At 68.1% G+C, this 20,659-nt stretch carries 13 protein-coding genes and 1 pseudogene; 9 read left to right on the top strand and 5 right to left on the bottom strand.

Annotated features, from left to right (window positions below):
* Window positions 1–19: 19 nt before the first annotated feature.
* Window positions 20–757 (top strand): SDR family oxidoreductase, encoded by a 738-nt coding sequence (locus tag U9983_RS08345; protein ID WP_322753492.1) that lies wholly within the window; start codon window positions 20–22, stop codon window positions 755–757.
* A gap of 85 nt (window positions 758–842) precedes the next feature.
* Here U9983_RS08345 and U9983_RS08350 read toward each other — a convergent pair.
* Window positions 843–992: pseudogene (locus tag U9983_RS08350) on the bottom strand (aquaporin family protein); the annotation flags it as partial.
* Between the two features lie 269 nt (window positions 993–1,261).
* On the opposite strand from U9983_RS08350, the gene U9983_RS08355 reads away from it, so the two are divergent.
* Together U9983_RS08355 and U9983_RS08360 are read left to right on the top strand one after the other, a co-directional pair.
* Entirely contained in the window at window positions 1,262–1,657 is a 396-nt protein-coding gene (locus tag U9983_RS08355; protein ID WP_322753463.1) for a metalloregulator ArsR/SmtB family transcription factor, read from the top strand.
* Between the two features lie 172 nt (window positions 1,658–1,829).
* A complete protein-coding gene (locus U9983_RS08360; protein ID WP_322753464.1) occupies window positions 1,830–4,331 on the top strand; it encodes a serine/threonine-protein kinase in 2,502 nt (833 codons plus the stop codon).
* A 99-nt stretch (window positions 4,332–4,430) separates the two neighbouring features.
* On the opposite strand, the gene U9983_RS08365 is transcribed toward U9983_RS08360, so the two are convergent.
* Together U9983_RS08365 and U9983_RS08370 are read right to left on the bottom strand one after the other, a co-directional pair.
* A complete protein-coding gene (locus U9983_RS08365; RefSeq protein ID WP_322753465.1) occupies window positions 4,431–6,872 on the bottom strand; it encodes an Hsp70 family protein in 2,442 nt (813 codons plus the stop codon).
* A 390-nt stretch (window positions 6,873–7,262) separates the two neighbouring features.
* Window positions 7,263–7,385 carry a hypothetical protein gene (locus U9983_RS08370; protein ID WP_322753466.1) on the bottom strand — a complete coding sequence of 41 codons (123 nt, stop codon included), beginning with the start codon at window positions 7,383–7,385 and terminating at the stop codon, window positions 7,263–7,265.
* 35 nt (window positions 7,386–7,420) lie between these two features.
* Between U9983_RS08370 and U9983_RS08375 the strand changes: the two genes are divergently transcribed.
* On the top strand, window positions 7,421–8,992 hold the full coding sequence (locus U9983_RS08375) for an alkaline phosphatase D family protein (protein WP_322753467.1): 1,572 nt from the start codon (window positions 7,421–7,423) through the stop codon (window positions 8,990–8,992).
* A gap of 97 nt (window positions 8,993–9,089) precedes the next feature.
* On the opposite strand, the gene U9983_RS08380 is transcribed toward U9983_RS08375, so the two are convergent.
* Window positions 9,090–9,752: a response regulator gene (locus U9983_RS08380; protein WP_416211316.1), complete on the bottom strand. Its 663-nt coding sequence runs from the start codon at window positions 9,750–9,752 to the stop codon at window positions 9,090–9,092.
* A 263-nt stretch (window positions 9,753–10,015) separates the two neighbouring features.
* A complete protein-coding gene (locus tag U9983_RS08385; protein WP_416211318.1) occupies window positions 10,016–13,696 on the bottom strand; it encodes a HAMP domain-containing protein in 3,681 nt (1,226 codons plus the stop codon).
* Window positions 13,697–13,779: 83 nt separating this feature from the next.
* Here U9983_RS08385 and U9983_RS08390 point away from each other — a divergent pair, with 83 nt between their 5' ends.
* The 5 genes from U9983_RS08390 to U9983_RS08410 all read left to right on the top strand — a co-directional run bounded on the left by U9983_RS08390 (window position 13,780) and on the right by U9983_RS08410 (window position 20,626).
* Entirely contained in the window at window positions 13,780–16,200 is a 2,421-nt protein-coding gene (locus tag U9983_RS08390; RefSeq protein ID WP_322753469.1) for a SpoIIE family protein phosphatase, read from the top strand.
* A 232-nt stretch (window positions 16,201–16,432) separates the two neighbouring features.
* On the top strand, window positions 16,433–16,843 hold the full coding sequence (locus tag U9983_RS08395; protein ID WP_322753470.1) for an ATP-binding protein: 411 nt from the start codon (window positions 16,433–16,435) through the stop codon (window positions 16,841–16,843).
* Window positions 16,844–16,860: 17 nt separating this feature from the next.
* Window positions 16,861–18,240, top strand: a complete 1,380-nt coding sequence (locus U9983_RS08400) for a cystathionine beta-synthase (RefSeq protein ID WP_322753471.1) — start codon at window positions 16,861–16,863, stop codon at window positions 18,238–18,240.
* A complete protein-coding gene (locus tag U9983_RS08405; protein WP_322753472.1) occupies window positions 18,237–19,418 on the top strand; it encodes a cystathionine gamma-synthase in 1,182 nt (393 codons plus the stop codon). The genes U9983_RS08400 and U9983_RS08405 overlap by 4 nt, the downstream gene beginning before the upstream one ends.
* A gap of 212 nt (window positions 19,419–19,630) precedes the next feature.
* Window positions 19,631–20,626, top strand: a complete 996-nt coding sequence (locus U9983_RS08410) for an SPFH domain-containing protein (protein WP_322753473.1) — start codon at window positions 19,631–19,633, stop codon at window positions 20,624–20,626.
* Window positions 20,627–20,659 lie beyond the last annotated feature (33 nt).

Raw genomic sequence — 20,659 nt, forward strand, 5'->3', positions numbered from 1 at the left:
CGCGCATCGGCCACCGGAGCTGGTCGGCCGCACGGCGCTCGTGACCGGCGCGTCCAGCGGGATCGGACACGCCATCGCCGTGCGGCTCGCCGTCGCGGGCGCGTCGGTCATCGCGACCGGCCGGGACCAGCCCGCGCTGGACGCGCTGGCCGCGCAGGCGGGCGGCCACGGAGCCGAGATCCACCTCCACCGGGCGGACATCACCGACACCGATGCCCGGGCCGAGCTCGCCGAGGCTGTCCGCCGGCAGTTCGGCGGCCTGTCCATCCTGATCCACTCGGCTGGTGCCTATCAACGTTCGCCCATGGCGGACGCGGACATCAGCGACCTTGACCACCAGTACGCGGTGAACGTCCGTGCGCCCTACGCCCTCACCCAGCTCCTGCTCCCGGATCTGCTGTGCGCCGGCCGACGCTGCGGCGGGGACGTCATCTTCGTCAACTCGACCCAGGGCATCTCCGCCAGCCCGAAGATCGGCCAGTATGCCGCCACCAAGCACGCGCTGCGCGCGATCGCGGACAGCCTGCGCGCAGAGGTGGCCGACGCCGACGTCCGCGTGTGCACGATGCTTCCGGGCCGGACGGCGACCGCCATGCAGCGCCGGGTGCTCCAGGCCGAGGGCCGACCCTGGGCGCCAGACGCGCTCATGGCGCCGCAGGACGTCGCCGAGATGGTGACGGCGGTGCTCGCGCTGCCCATCCACACCACCGTCACCGAGGTCGTGATGCGCCCGACGCGCACGCTGCCGCCCGGGTAAGAGTGCCCGGCATTGCGGACGTCCCAGATGATCAGACGTCGGCGGGGACAAGATCCGCGAGCAGGGCGCGGACCCGGGCATCGATGTCGTCGCGGATGGGTCGGGCCAGCGCGAAGATGACAAGCAGGAGGCCCGCGGTCGCCACGACCTCCGACAGCAGGTGTGGTCCGGACGCCCGGTGATGGGTGGAGATCGATACCGCCGGCAGGTCGAACATCAGGTTGGCGAGCAACATGCTGCCGACCGCCTCCGCCGCGAGCCGCCGTGCCAGCGGCGGGGTCTGCGGTGGGGTCTGCGGCGGGGTCTGCCCGGCGGTCACGGGGCGGGGGTGATGACGGTCAACAGCTCGCCAGCATCCACATCCACATCCGAGACGTTCAGTGCCAGTTGCACCCGGCTCGCCATCATGACCAAACTCCAGACATCGACAAACATCTATATCACGATGGTGTCGAGCGTGCCCCAGCCATAGACGGCTGTCAATAGCCGAGGCATGCTGAAGTCATGACCGCGACCAGCATCCGTTTCGGGACGGAGGCAGCCGCGAATGCGGACTGGGCCTGCGCCACCCCGCTCTCGCGCGAACCCCTCTCCGCCGAGGCGGCCGCCCAGCTCGCCGGTGTCCTCAAGGCCATCGCCGACCCCACCCGGCTGCGGCTGCTCTCCTTGATCTACGCCCATGCCGGCGGTGAGGCGTGCGTGTGCGAGCTGACCGAACCACTGGGACTGACCCAGCCCACGATCAGCCACCACCTCAAGGTGCTCGTAGACGCCGGCCTACTCACCCGTGACAAACGCGGAGTGTGGTCCTATTATCAGGCCGTTCCCGCGCGGTTGGCCGCTCTCGGCAGCCTGATTACGCCGGGTGAGGAGCCCGCGGGTGGCACGCTATCCGGCTGAACTCGCCGAGCCGCCCGCCATAACGGGATTGCCCTGGCGGCGGCGGGTGCGCGAGAATGATCGCGATCGAACATCCGGTGCCACGAGGCTCTGGACGCCACACCATGGGCGCGGCGTACCGTGACACCACTATCGGACCATGGAAGTCGACGCGTTTCCGGGGGGTGCAGCCGTGCCGGGAACGACGCCACCGCCCGTGTCGGGCGCTGTCGTGGCTCCGCTGCGGCCGGACGACCCCCGCGAGCTCGGACCGTACCGCGTCGCAGGCCGCCTCGGGCAGGGCGGGATGGGTGCCGTCTTCCTCGCCTCCCGCCCCGACGCTTCCGGCCAGGACGGCCAGTGGGTAGCGATCAAGGTGATCCGCCCGGATCTCGCCGAACACCCCGAGTTCCGCGCCCGGTTCCGGCGTGAGGCCGAAAGCGCCCGCAAGGTGAAGCGCTTCGCGACCGCGGCCGTACTCGACGCCGACCCCGACGGCCCCCAGCCCTACCTTGTCACCGAATACGTCGAGGGACCGACGCTGTCGAGAATGGTCAGCGCCCGCGGCCCGCTGCGACCCGCCGACCTTGAACATCTCGCACTGAGCGTAGCGACGGCACTGAGCGCCATCCACAATGCCGGCATCATCCACCGCGACCTGACCCCGGCCAACGTGCTGCTGTCACCGGTCGGCCCCAAAGTGATCGACTTCGGGCTCGCCCGGTCGGCAAGCATCCTGACCAACATCAGCCATGTCGGCGCGCAACCGATCGGCACACCCGCCTACATGGCGCCCGAGCAGATCCTCGACGAGGGCGTCACGTCAGCCGTGGACGTGTTCGCCTGGGGAAGCGTGGTCATCTTCGCCGGGACCGGCCATCCGGCATGGGGCGAAGGACCTACCGAAGTGATCCTCTATCGGATCATCCACGACGAGCCACGCCTTCTTGGTATCCCCGACGACCTGCGCGAACTGGTCGCCCGCGCGATGCGCAAGGATCCAGCCGAACGCCCGAGTGCGGACGCGCTGCGGGCCGTCCTGACGGGCAGCCTGGACCCCGCGAGCCTGGGCGGACCCGGAACGACCCGACGATCGACGGGACGGCTGCGCAAAGGATCCGCGGGGGGCGGTCGATCGCGCCGACGCCTGGCGCTCCCGCAGCGTGATTCGGCGCCGGCAGACAGCGGTGGCACCGTGGGGCTCGTCCCATCGGTACCGCCGGTACCGCCGCGACCGGTATCGGTCTCGCCGGTACCGGTCTCGCCGTACCCCGCGGTATCGCCGGCGCCGGCGGGGTCCATGCCAGCCGGATCAATGCCAGCCCGACGAATGGCCGCCCCCGTCACGCCCGCCCCACGCCGCCGGCGCCTGGGCCGACGCGGGCTTGTCCTGCTCAGCTGTCTCACGGCGGCGGTTGCGACGGCGTCCGTCCTGGCCGTCACAACCGCGGGCCGAAACAGCGGTCCGACGGGCGTGGACCGAGCCGCGGTGTCCCGGCAGCTTGCCGGCAACGCGGACACACAGCGTCAGCGCGACCCAGAGCTGGCCGGCCAACTCGCCGTCGCCGCATACCGGATCGCCCCGACGACCCAGGCACGGCGCGCCATGGTCGCGTCATTCGTCGCGTCATCCGCGGTGTCGCTGCCACAACGCGGCGCGACGGTGATCGATGTCGCCTGGGACGCCCGTGGCCGGACCCTCGCCGAGGTCGACACCGACGGCCGGGTCCGGCTGTGGGATCTCAGCGACCGCGGCAGGCCGACCCTGGCCGCCGAACTCAGCCCGGCGGTGACCGGGCCGGCAAGCGGTGTCGCGCTGAGCGCGGACAGCCGCAGCCTCGCGGTCGGCGGCGGCGACAACACCGCCCGGCTCTGGGCCGACCGGACCTGGGAGACCGGCGGAACCGGCGGAACCGGCGGAACCGGTGCTACCGGCGGGGTCAGCCGGCTCGACGGTCATATCAGCCCGGTGGTCCGGCTCGTGTTCGACACCTCCGGCAGACTGCTGGTGACGGTGGGTGCGGACGGAACGGTCGGGCTGTGGGACATCAGCGATCCGCGACATCCGACATCGCTCACATTTCTGACCAACCGCAGCGGGCTGGTGACCGACATCGCACTGCGCCCGGACGGTCGGCTTCTCGCCACCGCTGCCGTGAACGAAACCGTGCGGCTATGGGATCTGACCGACCCGGCACAGCCCCACCAGGTCGCCACCATGACCGGACACGTCGGTGCGGTCGTAACGGTGGCCTTCAGTCAGGATGGACGTGCCGCGGTAACTGGTGGTGACGATCATACGGTGCGGCTGTGGGATCTGACGGACCCCGGCAAACCGCGGGCGACGGGCATCCTGAGCGCCCACGACGATCGCGTGACCGGCGCAGCCTTCGGCGCGGACGGCCTGCTGGTGTCCGCCGGAGCCGACGGCGCCATCGTGTTCTGGGACGCCACCGCGAAACCCGTCGAACTGACCCGGCTCGTCGACCGGAACAAGGCTGTCAGCCGACTTGCGGTGTCGGGAGACGGTTACGCGTTCGCGGCCGGCGGCTCCAACGGCGATCTACGGGTGCTGTCGACCGATCCGGACACGCTTGCCCGGACCGCCTGCGCGGATCCCCACTTCCGACTCAGCCGCGAGCGGTGGACGCAGTGGGCTCCGCAGGTTCCCTACTCCGACCCCTGCCCGCGATAGGAGCGCCCGGCACGAGGGAGAGTCTGACAACAGGGCTGGCACCGGCCCCGACGACGCGGTCGGCCGCACGGCAGCCCGCGACAACCCTGTTGGGCGCAGTCATGTTGTAACCGGGCCGACCCCCGCAGTGAGCTTCTCAGCAAGGTTGATGTTGCCTGTCGTCGTCTCGTCGTTACGCGGCACCTCGTGGGACCTGAACGCGATGTCCTTGCCGTTACGCACATAGAAGTTGACAAATGCGGCGGTGGCCGGCTTACGCAGGGCCTCTTTGCTCACATACAGGTAGAGCGGTTTGCACAGCGGGATATAAGTGCCGGTCCCGGCGGACACCACCGACGGCGACACACAGCCGCTGCCATTGTCGAGCTCCAGGCCGCGAATCTTGTTGCCGTAGGTCTCGAACGTCGGGAAGTCGAGGAAGCCCAGTGCGTCCTTGTTCTGGGCGACGTTCTGCGCCACGGCTTCCAGCTCAACCGCGCGGTACCCACGGACGTTGTCGCTCGCCCCGTTCACCTCGTTGTTGAAAACCTGGCCGTGGACGGACGTCGGAGCCGGGCCGAACAACTCCACCGGCTCGTTCGGGAAGCTCGGATCGATCTGATTCCAGCTGGTGACTGTCGACCCCTTCTTCCAGACGTTTGTGAGCTGGCTGAGCGTCAGACACCGCGCCCAGGTGTTCGCCGGATTCACGATGACCGGCAGCGTGTTGTGGGCGATCTCGAACTCGGCGACCCGGTCGGCGCAGCCAGGATCGCCCTTGAATGCGGTGTTCAATGCGAAGGAGGCCCCGGCGATGTCAATCTTGCCCTGGCACAGCCGCGTGAAGCCGTCGTCGGTGGACGTCGATTCGACGCGGACCGCAACGCCGCTCTGTTGCCGGCGGAACAGCGCGTAGGCAGTTTCTGTGATCGGTGCGACCTCGCTGGAACCGGAGGCGAGGACGACGTTGTCGGGGCGGACCGACGCCTCGCTCGGCGCGGCCACCGTCTGGACCGGGGCCACCGCGGACAGCGACGCCGAGGGGACCGGGGTACCTGACCCCCTGTTGTCGGCGGTCACGACGATTCCAGCCGTTGTAGCCGTGATCAGGACGAGCACCGTGGCCGCCACCGAGACGATTCCCCGTCGGGTGCCGACAAAGCCGGTGAACGCGCGCCTTTTCGTCCGACGGGCCGCGTGGGCCGCGTGCGCCGGTTCGACCGAGGTGACCGGGACCGGCGCTGCGTTCCCGGCCCGCGGCACGCTGATCGTGGGCGGCATGCTCGGCGACGGCCGGACTCCCCCGGGCCAGCTGCTCGAAATCGGCGGAACTGACCGAACCGGCGGAACTGACGGTGGAAGCATCTGCGAACCCGGCGGGACAGTCAACGCCAGCGGGACACTCAACGCCGGCGGCGCAATGATCACCGTCTGGAGTGGGGGCGCGGTCTGGTGCGCGCCCTGCGCGGCAATGAGCGCCGCACCGAGGGCAACATCGCCGGGCGAGCCGACCTCCTGCCGTCCGATGCCGGGGAATGCCTCGGTGAGGACCCGGCCAACCAGGGGAATCCGGCTCGAGCCGCCGAGCAGGAGCAACATTGACAGGTCCGCGGACGTCGCCGGAACCGAACGAAGTGCGCGCTCGAACACCCGGACCGTGTCGTCCACCATCGGTCGGATAAGGGCCTCAAACTCGTCGCGGGTCAACCGCACGGATTCCGGCATGGCATCGCGGCCGGCCTGGGGCAGACCCAGCGATGACAGGTCAACCGGAATATCGACCACGTCGTCCTCGGAGAGAATCTCCTTTGCCTGGGCGCACTCATACCGTAACCGACGCAGAGCCGTGGCCGTCGCGGGATTCGTGTCGTCAAGACCGGACGCGGTGTCACCAAACGTGCGCAGGACATAGGCGAGCAGGATCTCATCGATGTCCATGCCACCGGCGCGGGTGATCCCAGCCGGGGTACCGGCAATCTGGAATCCGGCGGGCATAGCGGCCAGCACCGCGGCCTCGAAGGAGCCCGCGCCCAGGTCGTAGATGCCCATGAATGCCCCGGGGGTCGCCGCTCCCCGACGATTGAGCAACGCGCCGACAGCGTCGGCAGCGGAGCACACCGTGATGGGGACTGCGGCATCGACCTGACCGACGGCTTCGGTGAACAGATCGCACCGAAACTGCGACCAGCTGGCCGGATGAGCGACGACCACGTGATCAGGCGGTGCCTTGCGCAGCCGGGTGGCCGCGGCGACGACCCAGCCGAGCAGGCGTGCCACCAGCGCCTGGGGGGTATAGGCAGCGTCGCCGAGCAGGATGGGCGTCGGATCACCCACCTGTCGCGGAAAGCCGCGGGCGGCCCGGCCCGGATCGGCGGCCGCGCGGCGTTGCGCCGCCCGGCCGACCTGTATCTCACCGCCGGGCGCGGCGTAGAGGACGGTCGGAATGTCGGTTCCGCCGCCGATCGCCAGCACCTGTGGCCAACCGTCGTCGGCCACAGCGACCACGGTGTTGGCCGAGCCCAGGTCGACTCCCACCTGATATCCCACAACGCCCCCGAACATCGGCCACGATGCTGATCAAGGGCAGGACCAGCACGCCGATCAACGTGCCCACGATCAACTTATCCGCCCGGATTATAGGCGCAATATCCGCGTCTTACTACATCCACATACCGTCGATCAGCACGTCGTCGCCCCGACAGCGCGATCACACAATATGGATCATGACCAAGGAGTGCGGGGCGCCACGGACGACCGGCGTCGGACCCTCCCGCGCCCAAGCCGTCACACCCCGCCGCCACAAAAAAGCTATGGGTCAACAATTTGTTGACCGTCCCCGTATATTCATACATTCAATCGATCCATAGATAAAAACAATCGTACGCGCCCGGCAGAGTTTTTCGCTGAACCCACCTTCATTGATTAATCCTTTGTTAACGATTTTCGATCCGTTTACCACCAGGACAGCACGCGATGCTGAAATCCGAGAAGCACCGAGATGGCCAGCTCGCCAGCGTCCGGGTCGACCACGGCCAACCGCTGCCGGTCGGTGGGGAAGGCCGTCCTGCACACCATTCCGTAGGTAGACCATTCGAGTCTTGGAGGGGGCTATGGATTCTATTGATTCGATCAACCCGAGCCTGGCACGCCGCGGTTTTCTCGTGGTGTCCGGGCTGTCCGCGGCCGGAATCGCGACCGCGTCGCTGCCGGCCGCGCGGATAAGTGCACCGAAGATCAAAAGCTACCCCTTCACGCTGGGCGTGGCGTCGGGAGAGCCAACGTCACACGGTGTCGTCCTGTGGACCAGGCTCGCTCCGTCACCGCTTGACCCCGACGGCGGCATGCCCACCGCCAACTACAAGGTCCGGTGGATGGTCGCCGACGACGAGGCCATGACCCACGTGGTCCGCACCGGCACGGCAACCGCCACGCCCGAGTGGGCGCACAGCCTCCACATCGAGGTCGAGGGCCTGCTCCCGGCGTGGGACTACTACTACGCGTTCGAGATTGACGGCTACCGCAGCCCCATCGGGCATACCCGCCTCGCTCCGGGCGCGGGTTGGAACATCCCCGCGATGAAGATCGCCCACGTCTCCTGCCAGAACTTCGAAGAGGGCTACTACCGGGCCTACCGGGACATCGCCGAGCAGGACCTGGACATCGTCTTCCACCTCGGTGACTACATCTACGAATCCAAGCCGAAGCCCGGACGGTCCCGGCTGCACGCCAATCTGGAGCCGTACGACCTCGCCGGCTACCGGGTGCGTCTTTCCCAGTACAAGACGGACCCCGACCTCCAGGCCGCGCACGCCGCCCACCCGTGGGCGGTGACCTGGGACGACCACGAGGTCGACAACGACTACACCTTCCAGACGAATCAGGACAACAGCCCGCAGGACGCCTTCCTGGTGCGTCGCAACGCCGCCTACCAGGCGTACTGGGAGAACATGCCGCTGCCGAACAAGGTCCGCAAGGACTACCGGCTGTACCGCCGGCTGCGTTACGGCAAGCTGGCCGAGTTCAGCGTCCTTGACACCCGCCAGTATCGCGACGCGCACGCATGCGACGACAACGGCGTGAGCAGCGGCCAGTTCGTCAACTGCACCGAGAACCAGGAGCCGACCCGCAGCATCCTGAGCGCGCCACAGCGTGACTGGCTGCTGAAGGGATTCACCAACGCCAAAACGCTGTGGAACGTCTTCCCCCAACAGATCCTGATGGCCCAGCTGGACATCGATCCCAGTCCGACGGTCCAGTACTGGAGCGAGTTCTGGGACAGCTACGCGGCCGAACGCCGCACCGTCCTGCAGGGCATGTACGACAGCAAGCTGTCCAACCCGGTCGTCCTGACCGGCGACATCCACGCGTTCCTGATCAACGACCTGCACACCGACTTCCGCGACCCGAACTCGCCCGTGGTCGCGACCGAGCTGGTCGGCACGTCGATCAGCACCGTGCTACCCATCCCGTTCCCGACGATTCTCGGGAAGGCGATCCCCGACAACCCCCACATCAAGATGTTCGACTCCGACTACCGTGGGTACATCCTGTCCACGATCACCCAGGAAGACTGGACCGCCGAGCTTCGGGCGGTGCGGGACTTCACCAAGCAGGACTCCGAAATGTTCCTGCACAGCAAGTGGGTCATCGAGGACGGCACGCCGGGTGCTGTGAAGGCCTGATCGTCGACGTGTAGTCACAGATCGACGATCGACGAGGTCGGTGCGCTGACACCGGCTTCGTCGATCACCTGGTAGACCGGGTCCTGACCGGGCCCGGTCAGGATGCGGCGACTCCGGCGCCGCTGGGCCGGGCGAACGGCGCCAACCGTGTCACCAGACCGCGTACCTCGGCCGCGGCTGCGGCTATCGTCTCCTCGGGCCTGCCAGGGGACATCCCCTCCAGCACCACCTCGAGAGCGGACAGTCGCTCGACGACCTCGGTCAGCAGATCGAAGTCCCGGACCCTGGCCCGGGCAAGCTCGGCGACCCGCTCGTTCTTCTCGAACAGCTCAACGAACACCGTGACCTTTGCGCGCAGCAACCACGGGTCGAACGGCTTGGCAATGTAGTCGACCGCGCCGACCGCGTAACCGCGGAAGGCGTGGTGCGGCTCCCGGTCGATCGCGGTGAGGAAGATGATCGGGGTGTCCCGCGTCCGACCTCGCTGCTTGATCCGATGCGCAGTCTCGAAGCCATCCATCCCGGGCATCTGGACGTCGAGCAGAATCACCGCGAAGTCGTCCACCAGGAGACGTTTGAGGGCCTCCTCGCCCGAGGAAGCGGTGACCAGATCCTGGTCGAGCGAGGCCAGGATCGCCTCGAGGGCCATCAGGTTGTCAGGTCGGTCGTCCACTAGAAGAATCTTGCTGCGCGGACGTTCCGCACCATGCGCGTCTTCGGCGTCCCCCGCGTCCATGAGATCACCCTTGCGCTCGGTCACCGCCCGCCTCCTCCTTTACGCCGCACCGTCCCCATCGGGCCACGGCTTCGAGCTCAACCGTACAAATGACTTCCGCCGGCTTCCGCGTTGCCCGTGGCCCGGCCCAGTGGAAGTATCACCGAGCCTGGCCGACGGCGACGAGATCCGCGCCGGACGCGGAGGCCTGCAGGTGAACCGAGCTTTTCATCCCTGGCCTGCCCGGGTCCGACCCACCCCGGGCAGCGGCGCGCCGCGGTGCCCGGGGACCCGCTGGCTCGGGTGCTCTATAGATGAGACCGCATGGTGCCGAGTAGATGGTCGAGATCAACTGGCTTGGTGATGTAGTCGGTCGCACCGGCCTCAAAGCTCTTCTCCCGGTCTCCCGGCATCGCCTTGGCGGTCAGCACCACGATGGGAAGGGCGGCGAACGCGGGCATCTGCCGGATCGCCGAGGTGGTCTCGTTCCCGTCCAGCCCCGGAAGCATCACGTCCATCAGAACAAGGTCGATCGACAGGCCCTCCTGCTGGAGCAACCGGATCGCGGTGTGGCCGTTGTCCGCGTACAGCACCCGCATTCCACGCATCTCCAGGGCGCTCGTCAGCGCGAAGACATTGCGGACGTCGTCGTCCACGACGAGCACGCTCGATCCGACCAGCGGGTCGGACTCGTCGAGGCCGCTGGGCACCGCCGGGTCGCCCAGATCAGCGGGCAGCCCGGTGAGGAACGGCGTGTCCGGTATGTCGGACTCCGCCTCACCTCGAAACGACCGACGCGCCCGTGCGCCCGGTAGGTGGAGTCCCGCCGATGTAAGTGCCCGCGCCGGACCGGCGCCACCGGCCGCCGGCCGCGGTCCGGAGGCGAGAGCCACCGCGGATGTGCCGGACATAGCGGCCAGCCGCCGGCGCGCCATCGCCCCGCCGGTTTCGGGAAGCATGATGATCTCGTCGCTGTCCCCCGGGCTGGCCGACGGAAGCACCTCCGACGGCATCACCGACGGGACATAGAGCGTGAACGTGCTGCCCAAGCCGATCGTACTCGCGACGCCGATGGACCCGCCGAGCAGCCGCGCGAGCTCCTTGCTGATGGACAGCCCGAGCCCGGTGCCGCCGTAGCGCCGTGAGGTCGTCCCGTCCGCCTGCTGGAACGCTTCAAAGATCATAAGCAGTTTGTCGGTGGCCACCCCGATGCCGGTATCGGAGACGCTGAACGCGAGCACCACCGGCGCCGCGGACAAGGTCGGCGTGGTGAAGGCGACATCGGTCGTGGCGACCGTCACATCCAGCCGCACCTCGCCGGCGTCGGTGAACTTCACCGCGTTGGACAGCAGGTTTTTCAGTACCTGCTGGATGCGCTGCTCGTCGGTGACGAACTCCTCGGGAAGGTCGCCGGCGACCGTCACCTCGAAGGAGAGGCCCTTTTCCTCGGCCATCGGACCAAATACCTGCGCGACCGCATCGCAGAGAGTGGTCGTGCGAACTGTCGCGGCCTGCACGGCCATCTTGCCGGCCTCGACCTTCGAGAGATCGAGAATGTCGTTGATGAGCCCGAGCAGTTCGGAGCCGGCCGAGTGGATCGTCTCGGCGAAATCGATCTGCTTGGCGGTGAGGTTCGCCTCCGGATTGTCGGCCAACAGCTTCGCCAGCAGCAGCAGACTGTTGAGCGGTGTCCGCAGCTCGTGGCTCATGTTCGCCAGGAACTCCGTCTTGTACTGGGACGACTGCGCGAGCTGCTCGGCCTTCTCCTCCAGGCCGATCCGGGCCATCTCGATTTCGCCGTTCTTCTCCTCCAGCAGCGCGGCCTTCTCCTCCAGCTCGTTGTTGGTGCGCTGGAGTTCGACCGACTGCGAACGGAGCTCCTGGGTGAGCCGCTGGGACTGGGCCAGCAGCTCCTCCGTCCGCGCGTTCGCCATAATCGTGTTCAGGACGACACCGATCGTGCCGACCAGCTGGTCGACCAGGTGCAGATGCAGCTCGGAGAAGCTGGTGAAGGATGCGAGTTCGATGACGCCGAGCACCTGATCCTCGAAGATCACCGGAGTCACTACGAGATCACTGGGCGGTGCCTCCCCGAGACCACTGCGGATGCGCAGGTAGCCGGCAGGGACCTCCTCCACCCGGATGCGCTTCTTCTCCGCCGCGGACTGGCCGATGAGGCCCTCACCGAACAGGAACGTACCGTCGGACCGTTTGCGCGGCGCCGAGCCGTAGCCGGCGACGTGGCGCAGCTTGTCACCCTCGATGAAGTCAAGCAGGTAGACCGTACCGAGCTGGGCGCCGACCGCCGGAGTCATCTCACTAATGATCATCTGACAGACCGCGTACAGATCACGCTGGCCCTGCATCTTGCCGCCGATGCGGGCGATGTTCGACTTGAGCCAGTCCTGCTGGGCGTTCTTGTCGGTCGTCTCCCGCAGATTGGCGATCATCTGGTTGATGTTGTCCTTGAGCTCGGCCACCTCGCCCTCGGCCTCCACCGTGATGGAGCGGGTGAGGTCACCGCGGGTAACGGCAGTCGACACCTCGGCAATCGCCCGCAGCTGGGTGGTCAGCGTGGACGCGAGCTGGTTGACGTTGTCGGTGAGCGCCTTCCAGGTGCCGTCCACCCCGTCGACCGTCGCCTGACTGCCGAGCTTGCCCTCGATCCCGACTTCCTTGGCCACCCGGGTGACCTCGTCGGCGAACGACGACAGCTGATTGACCATCGTGTTCACGGTGTCCTTCAGCTCGGCGATCTCACCCTGCGCCGACACCGTGATCGTCTGCGAGAGGTCGCCGCGGGCCACCGCCGTGGTCACCAGCGCGATGTTGCGAACCTGCGCGGTGAGGTTACCCGCCATCGAGTTCACCGACTCGGTGAGATCCCGCCACACCCCGGACACCCCGCGCACATGGGCCTGACCACCCAGATTGCCCTCGGTACCCACCTCCCGGGCCACCCGGGTGACCTCGTCGGCGAACGACGACAGCTGATCGACCATCGTGTTCACGGTGTCCTTCAGCTCGGCGATCTCACCCTGCGCCGACACCGTGATCGTCTGTGACAGGTCGCCGCGGGCCACCGCGGTCGCCACCTGCGCGATGTTGCGAACCTGCGCGGTGAGGTTACCCGCCATCGAGTTCACCGACTCGGTGAGATCCCGCCACACCCCGGACACCCCGCGCACATGGGCCTGACCACCCAGATTGCCCTCGGTACCCACCTCCCAGGCGACCCGGGTCACCTCGTCGGCGAACGACGACAGCTGATCGACCATCGTGTTGATGGTGTGCGCAAGACCGGCGACCTCACCGCGGGCATCCACGGTGATCTTCTGGGACAGGTCGCCCTGCGCCACCGCGGTGGTCACCTGGGCGATGTTGCGGACCTGATTGGTCAGGTTTCCCGCCATCGAGTTCACCGACTCGGTGAGATCCCGCCATACCCCGGACACGCCCTTGACCCGCGCCTGCCCGCCGAGATTGCCCTCGGTGCCGACCTCGCGGGCGACCCGGGTGACCTCGTCGGCAAAGGACGAGAGCTGGTCCACCATGGTGTTCACCGTCGTACCGATGCGCAGGAACTCGCCCCGCACCGGCTGGCCGGCGATCTCCATCGCAATATGCTGCGAAAGATCGCCCTGCGCGACCGCGGCGATGACCCGCGCGACCTCGTGCGTCGGCCGCGCAAGGTCGTCGATGAGCGAGTTGACCGCCTGGTTCGACATCGCCCAACCGCCTTCGAACCCGAGATCGGCCATCCGCTCGGTCAACCGGCCGTCCCGCCGGATCACCTTGCTCACCCGCTCCAGTTCGAGGGAGTGTCGCTGTTGGACGCCGGCAAGCTCGTCGAAACGCGCTGCCAGCAGTGCGCCGCGGCCGCCCCGTTCCCCCAGCCGAACCGAGAAGTCACCGTGACACAACGCGGTGAGGGCACCGAGCAAATCGCTGATGAGCTGGTCGTCCACGGGCGCGGTTTCCGACACCATCGTCATGATGAAGCTCTCCAAACCCGCGTCCGCGGGAATCACTCGCGTCTGGCCGATCGCGCCGAACGGGTCGGCAACCGTTCATGAGGTATCCGGTGGTACTCGTCGCCAGTATCCGCCAAAGCCCACTGGGCCGATATTGGCGGATCCCCGAGTACATGCCCGACACCCGACTGAGCGACCAGGACGCCCCCGGGGTTGCGGGGTCCGCGGCGCAGCCAGTCCCCCAGAGCTGGACAACACAGGAGACACTGACCGACATGCCTCCCGTGCCCGGAGATGAGGGGCTCCGCCGCACCCTCACAGTTCCACCGGTCACCGACTCACCGCGGTCGGCCCGGCGGTTCGTCGTGGCCGCACTGCGCGGCCGGGTCGACCCGGATCTGGTCGACACCGTTCTGCTGCTGGTGACCGAACTCGTGACCAACGTCGTCGTGCACGCCGGCACCGACGCGACAGTTGACCTCCGCCACGACGCCACCGGGCTGGCGATCTCGGTCAGCGACCGCAATCCCACCACGTTGGGTGCCGCGCCGAGCGCCGACGACCCCGACTGGCTGACAGCGTCCGACCAGGCCTGCGACAGCCGGGCAGGCGCCAGCAGGGTCAGGACGATCGAAGGCCTCCGTGAGAACGGTCGCGGCCTTGCGATGGTGGACGCCCTGGCCACGGCCTGGGGAACCGAACACGACCGCACCGGAAAAAAAGTCTGGTTCCGGCTTGATGCCCCCGTTCCCGACCAGGCTCCCCGCGAAGATCACGACGGGACACCCGTCGAGCCACCGCAACGGATGGCGGTGGACATCCTGCGGCCGGCGCGGCTGCTGGCTCCCGGTCTGGCCACCGCGTTGTCGACCGAGGACGAGGTCCGCGAACTGCTGGCTCAGCTCGTGGACGCCCTACCGACGTCCGCCGCCGGCCTGGTACGCAGGCCCGGCCGGGCCAAGAGCGCGGCAGCGGAGGTGGTGGCTACCTGCGGCCCGACCGGCGCGGAGCGGGACGCCCGTCGGATCCCGCTCGAATCTCGGGATGGAATCGTCGGGGAACTCCTGCTCTGGTCACCACTCCCGCCGCTAGGCCCTGGCCCTGGCCCCTGGATTGGGAACGCCTCCGGAGCGCTCGAGGGCCAAAGGGCGCGCGACGATCGTCAGATCGCGCGCCCGGAGGCCGAAGTCCCCGGAGCGCTCGAGGAGCGGATCGCCGTGGTCACCCGCTGGATGGCGTTGACGCTCGGCGGTGCCAACCTGCGGCGGGCCGAGGAACGACGCATCGGCATGCTCTCCTTCCTCGCCGAGGCGTCGGACCTGCTGGCCGGCAGCCTCGACACCGAACGCAGCCTGGCCCTGCTCGCCCGCCTACCCGTACCGCGGCTGGCGCGGTGGTGTGCGGTCTACCTGCTACGGGAGGACGGCGCGGTGAAGCTCGCCGCCGTCGGGCACGTCGACGAGGCCGAGGCGGCAGACCTGTCGGCCTGGGCCGGCGATCCGGTCGGACCGCTGGCCCCCCAGGTGCAGGCGGCGCTCGCCGACACCGTGCGCGTCGCCACGATCAACGGCTCACCCACGGTGATCGCGACGATGCGGGCCCGTCGCCGGGTGCTGGGCGTTGTGGCTCTCGGCCGGGCCGTGGGCAACAGCTTCCAGGCCGACGAGATCGAGCTGCTCGCAGATCTCGCCCGCCGCGCGGCGTTCGCCGTCGACAATGCGCGGCTGTTCCGCCAGCAGGTGGAGGTGGCCGGCGCGCTGCAGGCCGGGCTGCTGCCGCCGGAGCTTCCCAACATCGACGGGATCGAGCTCGGCTCCTCCTATCGCGCGGCCCGCGCCGGGCTGGAGGTCGGCGGTGACTTCTTCGACCTCGTCCCGAACCCGGACGGCGGATGGACGATCATCATCGGCGACGTCTGCGGCAAGGGTGCGGAGGCCGCGAACGTGACCGGGGTCGTGCGAGCCGTATTACGCCTGTTGGCCGGCCAACGCAACAACCTGCCCGACATCATGATGGATCTCAACCGTGCGTTGCGGGACGCGGGTCATCCCAACTCGGCAGGTCAGGGGCGTTTCTGCACGCTTGCGGTGGCCGAGCTGCGCCCACCGGACGTGCTGGTGTCCGCCGGGTCGGACCCCGCCGCGGTGACGCAGCGGACGATCTCGATCTGCATGGCCGGGCATCCGCTGCCCATCGTCGTACGCGCGAACGGGACGGCCATGTTCGTCGCGGAGCCGGGAACGCTGCTCGGAGTACTCGACGACCACGACGTCGCCTTCCCCGAGGTACAGGTGGAGCTCGCGGCCGGGGACGCGCTGATCCTCTACACCGATGGTGTGGTCGAGGCCCGCCGCGGTCGGGAGCTGTTCGGCGACGAACGACTGCTGACGGCCGTGCGTGGCTGCGCGGGCATGTCCGCCCAGGGAATCGCCGACCGGGTGCGGGCGTCCGCCGATCGGTTCGCGGGCGGGCGCCTGCGAGACGATGTCGCGGTCGTCGTAGCCCGCATCCCGAAATGACGATCCGCGAACCACCGGTGACTCAGAAAAGACAGACGGCCGAACACTCGGCGTGGGTCCGTGACGAGCACCGGAGACGTAGCTACGCTGCGTCATACATGACCAACCGTCATCCGCTGGTAGACGACAAATGGCCCGGAAGCGCTTGGAATGGCCTGCCTGTGGGTAGACGTGTAGGGATGGCACCGCTCAAATCTGATGATCTATGAATACAAACGGGGTGTAAGCAGACATGGTGGCCCACGCGTCGTCCTTTCGGCTCTCGGCCACGCATGTGCTGGTCGAGCTTCCACACGTATCCAGCGCCGTTCCGCAGGCGCGCCGTGTGCTGCGAGAGCAGCTCACCGCGACGAACCTGGCCGAGGACGCGGTGGGCACGGCGGAGCTCCTGGTCAGCGAGCTGGTCACGAACGCGGTGAAGTACGGCGAGCCACCCGTCTGGCTGCTGATCGAACTGCGGCCCGGCCTGGTGCACGCCTCCGTGTCGGATAGATCCATCGTGTTGCCCCACCGTCAACAGGTGGACCTCGGCAGTGAGGGTGGGCGTGGTCTGCTCGTCCTGGACGCTCTCGCGGGCAGTTGGGGAGCGGTGGCGGTCGACTCCGGCAAGTACCTCTGGTTCGATCTACCTGTCGAGCTGTGACCGCGGCGAGGGGGAAAATGCGTTTCCACGACAACCTGGCCTCGGCGGTCGGCGATACCCCGCTGGTCCGGCTGAACGCGGTCACCGCTGGCATCACGGCGCCCGTACTGGGCAAGCTGGAGTACCTGAACCCGGGTGGCTCCGTGAAGGACCGGATCGCCCTGGCCATGGTGGCTGCCGCGGAGGAGTCGGGACAACTGCGGGCAGGTGGGACGATCGTCGAACCGACCAGCGGAAACACCGGAGTCGGCCTGGCAATCATTGCCGCCACCCGTGGCTACCGCTGCGTGTTCACCATGCCCGACAAGATCAGCGAAGAGAAACAGGCGGTACTGCGGGCCTACGGAGCCCAGGTGCTGGTCTGCCCGACCGCGGTCGCCCCGGACGACCCCCGCTCCTACTACTCGGTCGCGCGCCGGGTGGTCGCGCAGACGCCCGGTGCCTGGAGCCCGGACCAGTACTCCAACCCCCACAACCCGGCCGCGCACCGCGCCACCACCGGCCCGGAGATCTGGGCGGCCACGGACGGACGCATCACCCACTTCGTCGCCGGAATCGGCACCGGCGGGACGATCAGCGGAACCGGCCGGTACCTCAAGGAGGTCAGCGCCGGGCGGGTGGCGGTGGTGGGCGCGGACCCGGAAGGATCGGTGTACTCCGGCGGCAGCGGCCGGCCCTACCTGGTCGAAGGAGTCGGTGAGGACATCTGGCCGACGACCTACGACAAGACGGTGGTCGACCGGGTGGAGGCGGTCAGCGACCGCGACTCGTTCCTGATGACCAGAGAACTGGCCCGTCGCGAAGGCATCCTGGTCGGTGGCTCGTGCGGGCTCGCGGTCGTCGCGGCGCTGCGGGTCGCTCGGGAGCTGGACTCGGACGGCTGCGTGGTGGTGCTGCTGCCGGACTCCGGCCGCGGCTACCTGTCGAAAATCTTCAACGACGAGTGGATGTACGACTACGGCTTCCTCGACCGGCCGTCGGACGAACGGACCGTCGCCGAGGTACTGACCCGCAAGGCGTCCGACGCTGGCGGACCGCCTGAGCTGGTACATGTGCACCCCGACGAGACCGTGGGCGCGGCCATCTCCTACCTGCGCGAGTACAACGTGTCCCAGATGCCGGTGGTGCGCCAGGAACCACCGTTGCGCTCCGCCGAGGTGGCCGGTGCCGTCATCGAGCGGGAGCTGCTCGACGCCGTGTTCGCCGACCGCTCCGCCGTCGACGCGCCGGTCGCCACCCACATGTCGCCTCCGCTGCCCACGGTCGGTGCCGGCGAACCGCTGTCGGTACTGGTCGCGATCCTGGGCGCCGCCGCCGCCGCGCTCGTTCTCGAAGACGGCAACCCCGTCGGCATCCTCACCCGGTCCGACCTGCTCAGCTTCCTGGCGACCGGATGAACCGCCCAGGCCACCCGGACGCCTGGACCGGCGCGGGGTTCGAGACGGTCGCGATCCACGCGGGACAGGATCCCGACGCGACCACCGGTGCGGTGGTCGTCCCCATCCACCCGTCCTCGACATTCGCGCAGGATGCGGTCGGTGTCCCGCGCGGTGACTACGAGTACGCCCGGTCGGCGAACCCGACCCGCACGGCGCTGGAGACCTGCCTGGCCGCGTTGGAGGGGGGCTCGGTGGGCCTCGCGTTCGCCTCGGGGATGGCTGCGGCGGACGCACTGCTCCGTACCGTCTGCCGGCCCGGTGACCACGCGGTGATCCCGTCGGACGCCTACGGCGGCACCTACCGGTTGTTCGCACAGGTGTTCGCGCAGTGGGGCGTCGAGTACACCCCCGTGCCGCTTGACGACCCAGGCGCTGTGGCCGCGGCGCTGCGCCCCGGTCAGACGCGGCTGCTGTGGTGCGAGACACCCACGAACCCGCTGCTCGGCGTATCCGACATCGCGGTGCTCGCCGAACTGATCCACGCGGCCGGTGGCCTGCTCGCGGTCGACAACACCTTCGCCACCCCGTACCTGCAGCGGCCGCTGGCGCTCGGCGCCGACGCGTCGGTCCACTCGACCACGAAGTACCTGGGCGGCCACAGCGACGTGGTCGGGGGCGCCGTGGTCGTCGCCGATCCGGCGTTGGGTGAGCGGCTGCGGTTCACCCAGAACGCCACCGGGGCGATCGCCGGGCCGTTCGACGCCTGGCTGGTGCTACGCGGGGCGAAGACCCTCGCGGTCCGGATGGACCGGCACTGTGCGAACGCCCGTCGCATCGCCGCGCTGCTGGCTGCGCATCCCGCCGTGACCACCGTGTACTACCCGGGCCTGCCCGATGATCGTGGACACCCGGTGGCGGCCCGGCAGATGCGCGACTTCGGCGGGATGGTCTCGTTCACCCTGCGCGGCGGCGAGGAGGCGGCGGTCGAGGTGTGCCGGCGGACCCGGGTGTTCACCCTTGCCGAGTCCCTCGGCGGCGTCGAGTCGCTGATCGAACATCCGGGGCGGATGACGCATGTCTCGGTTGCCGGGTCGCCCCTGGAGGTACCCGCCGATCTGGTCCGCCTCTCGGTCGGCATCGAATCCGTCGAGGACCTCGTCGACGACCTGACAAAAGCCCTCGCCACGCTCGCCTGAGAACCACTGGTACGAACCGGACGTTTTCGACTATCATCGACTCAGTCGTCCGGGCGAGCACCGACGTTCGGGCAGGCACCGACGTCCGAGTAAGCACCGACCGGCGACCAACGCATTCGCAACAATAGCGTCGGTTTCGCATGCCGGCCGTCGGTCCCGCATGCCGGCACAGCCATGTATCGGTATGTCGACGTCGACAGCGGGGGCAGATCATGGGACAGAGAACCTCGGTCAGAATCATCACGATCTCCGCGGCAGCGCTCGCCACGATCTTTCTCCTCGTGCTGGCTTTCAGCGCTCTGGGCTCATTCGACAAGACCGACGGTGGAGAGATCGCGGTGGTCCGCAACGGCGGCCCGCTCGACAACCACAAGATCAGGCAGATCATCGACCCCGCCTCGGCACGGACCTGGGTCGGGCTCTACTCCGACACTCACAAATATCCCGCCCAGCAACGTTTCTACACGATCACCGCAAACCCGGACCAGGGCGACCGCACCGGCGAGGACGTCGTGCGGGTGCCGTCCAAGGACGGCGTCGAGATGGGCATCGAGGGAACTCTCTACTTCACCCTCAACCTCGACCACGACGTGATTCGTACCTTCGACGACAAGTTCGGCACCCGCAAGTTCCGATCATTCACCGACCACAATTACTACAGCCCTTACGACGGAGTTCAGGGCTGGTCCGCGTTCCTCGACACCATAATCCGGCCAGTGATCGACAACGACCTGCGGGAACAGGTGAACACCTTCGACTGCGCCGAACTCGTCTCCAGCTGCGCCCTGGTCCAGCTAGGGGCGAACCAGGGCGCGGGTGGCACCGCGCTGCCGGCCGTTCCGCAGGTATCGAACAACGCCAACATCGCGAAAGTACAGACAGCTATCAACGAATCACTGGCGCGGGACCTCACCGACACCCTCGGCGCGCCTTTCCTCGTCGGGCTGAAATTCAATCTGGTCCGCATCACGCTGCCGCAACAGGTACAGGACGCGGTGAACAAGGCGCAGGCCGCCTTCGCCGGGGTGACCGAGGCGCAGGCGAGGGTCGCGCAGGCCCGCGCGGACGCCGAAGCCAACCGGGAACGCCAGGCCGGCTATGCGCAGTGCCCGGCATGCGCGACGATCGACCAGCTCAGGGCCATCCCGCCGACTGTCACGACCTTCGCGCCGGGATCCGGCTTCGCGATCACCTCTCCACAACGGTAGACGATCGCGATCCAACCAACCACGTGCACCGGA

Source organism: Protofrankia sp. Cas3 (assembly GCF_963555955.1).
GTDB lineage: Bacteria > Actinomycetota > Actinomycetes > Frankiales > Frankiaceae > Protofrankia.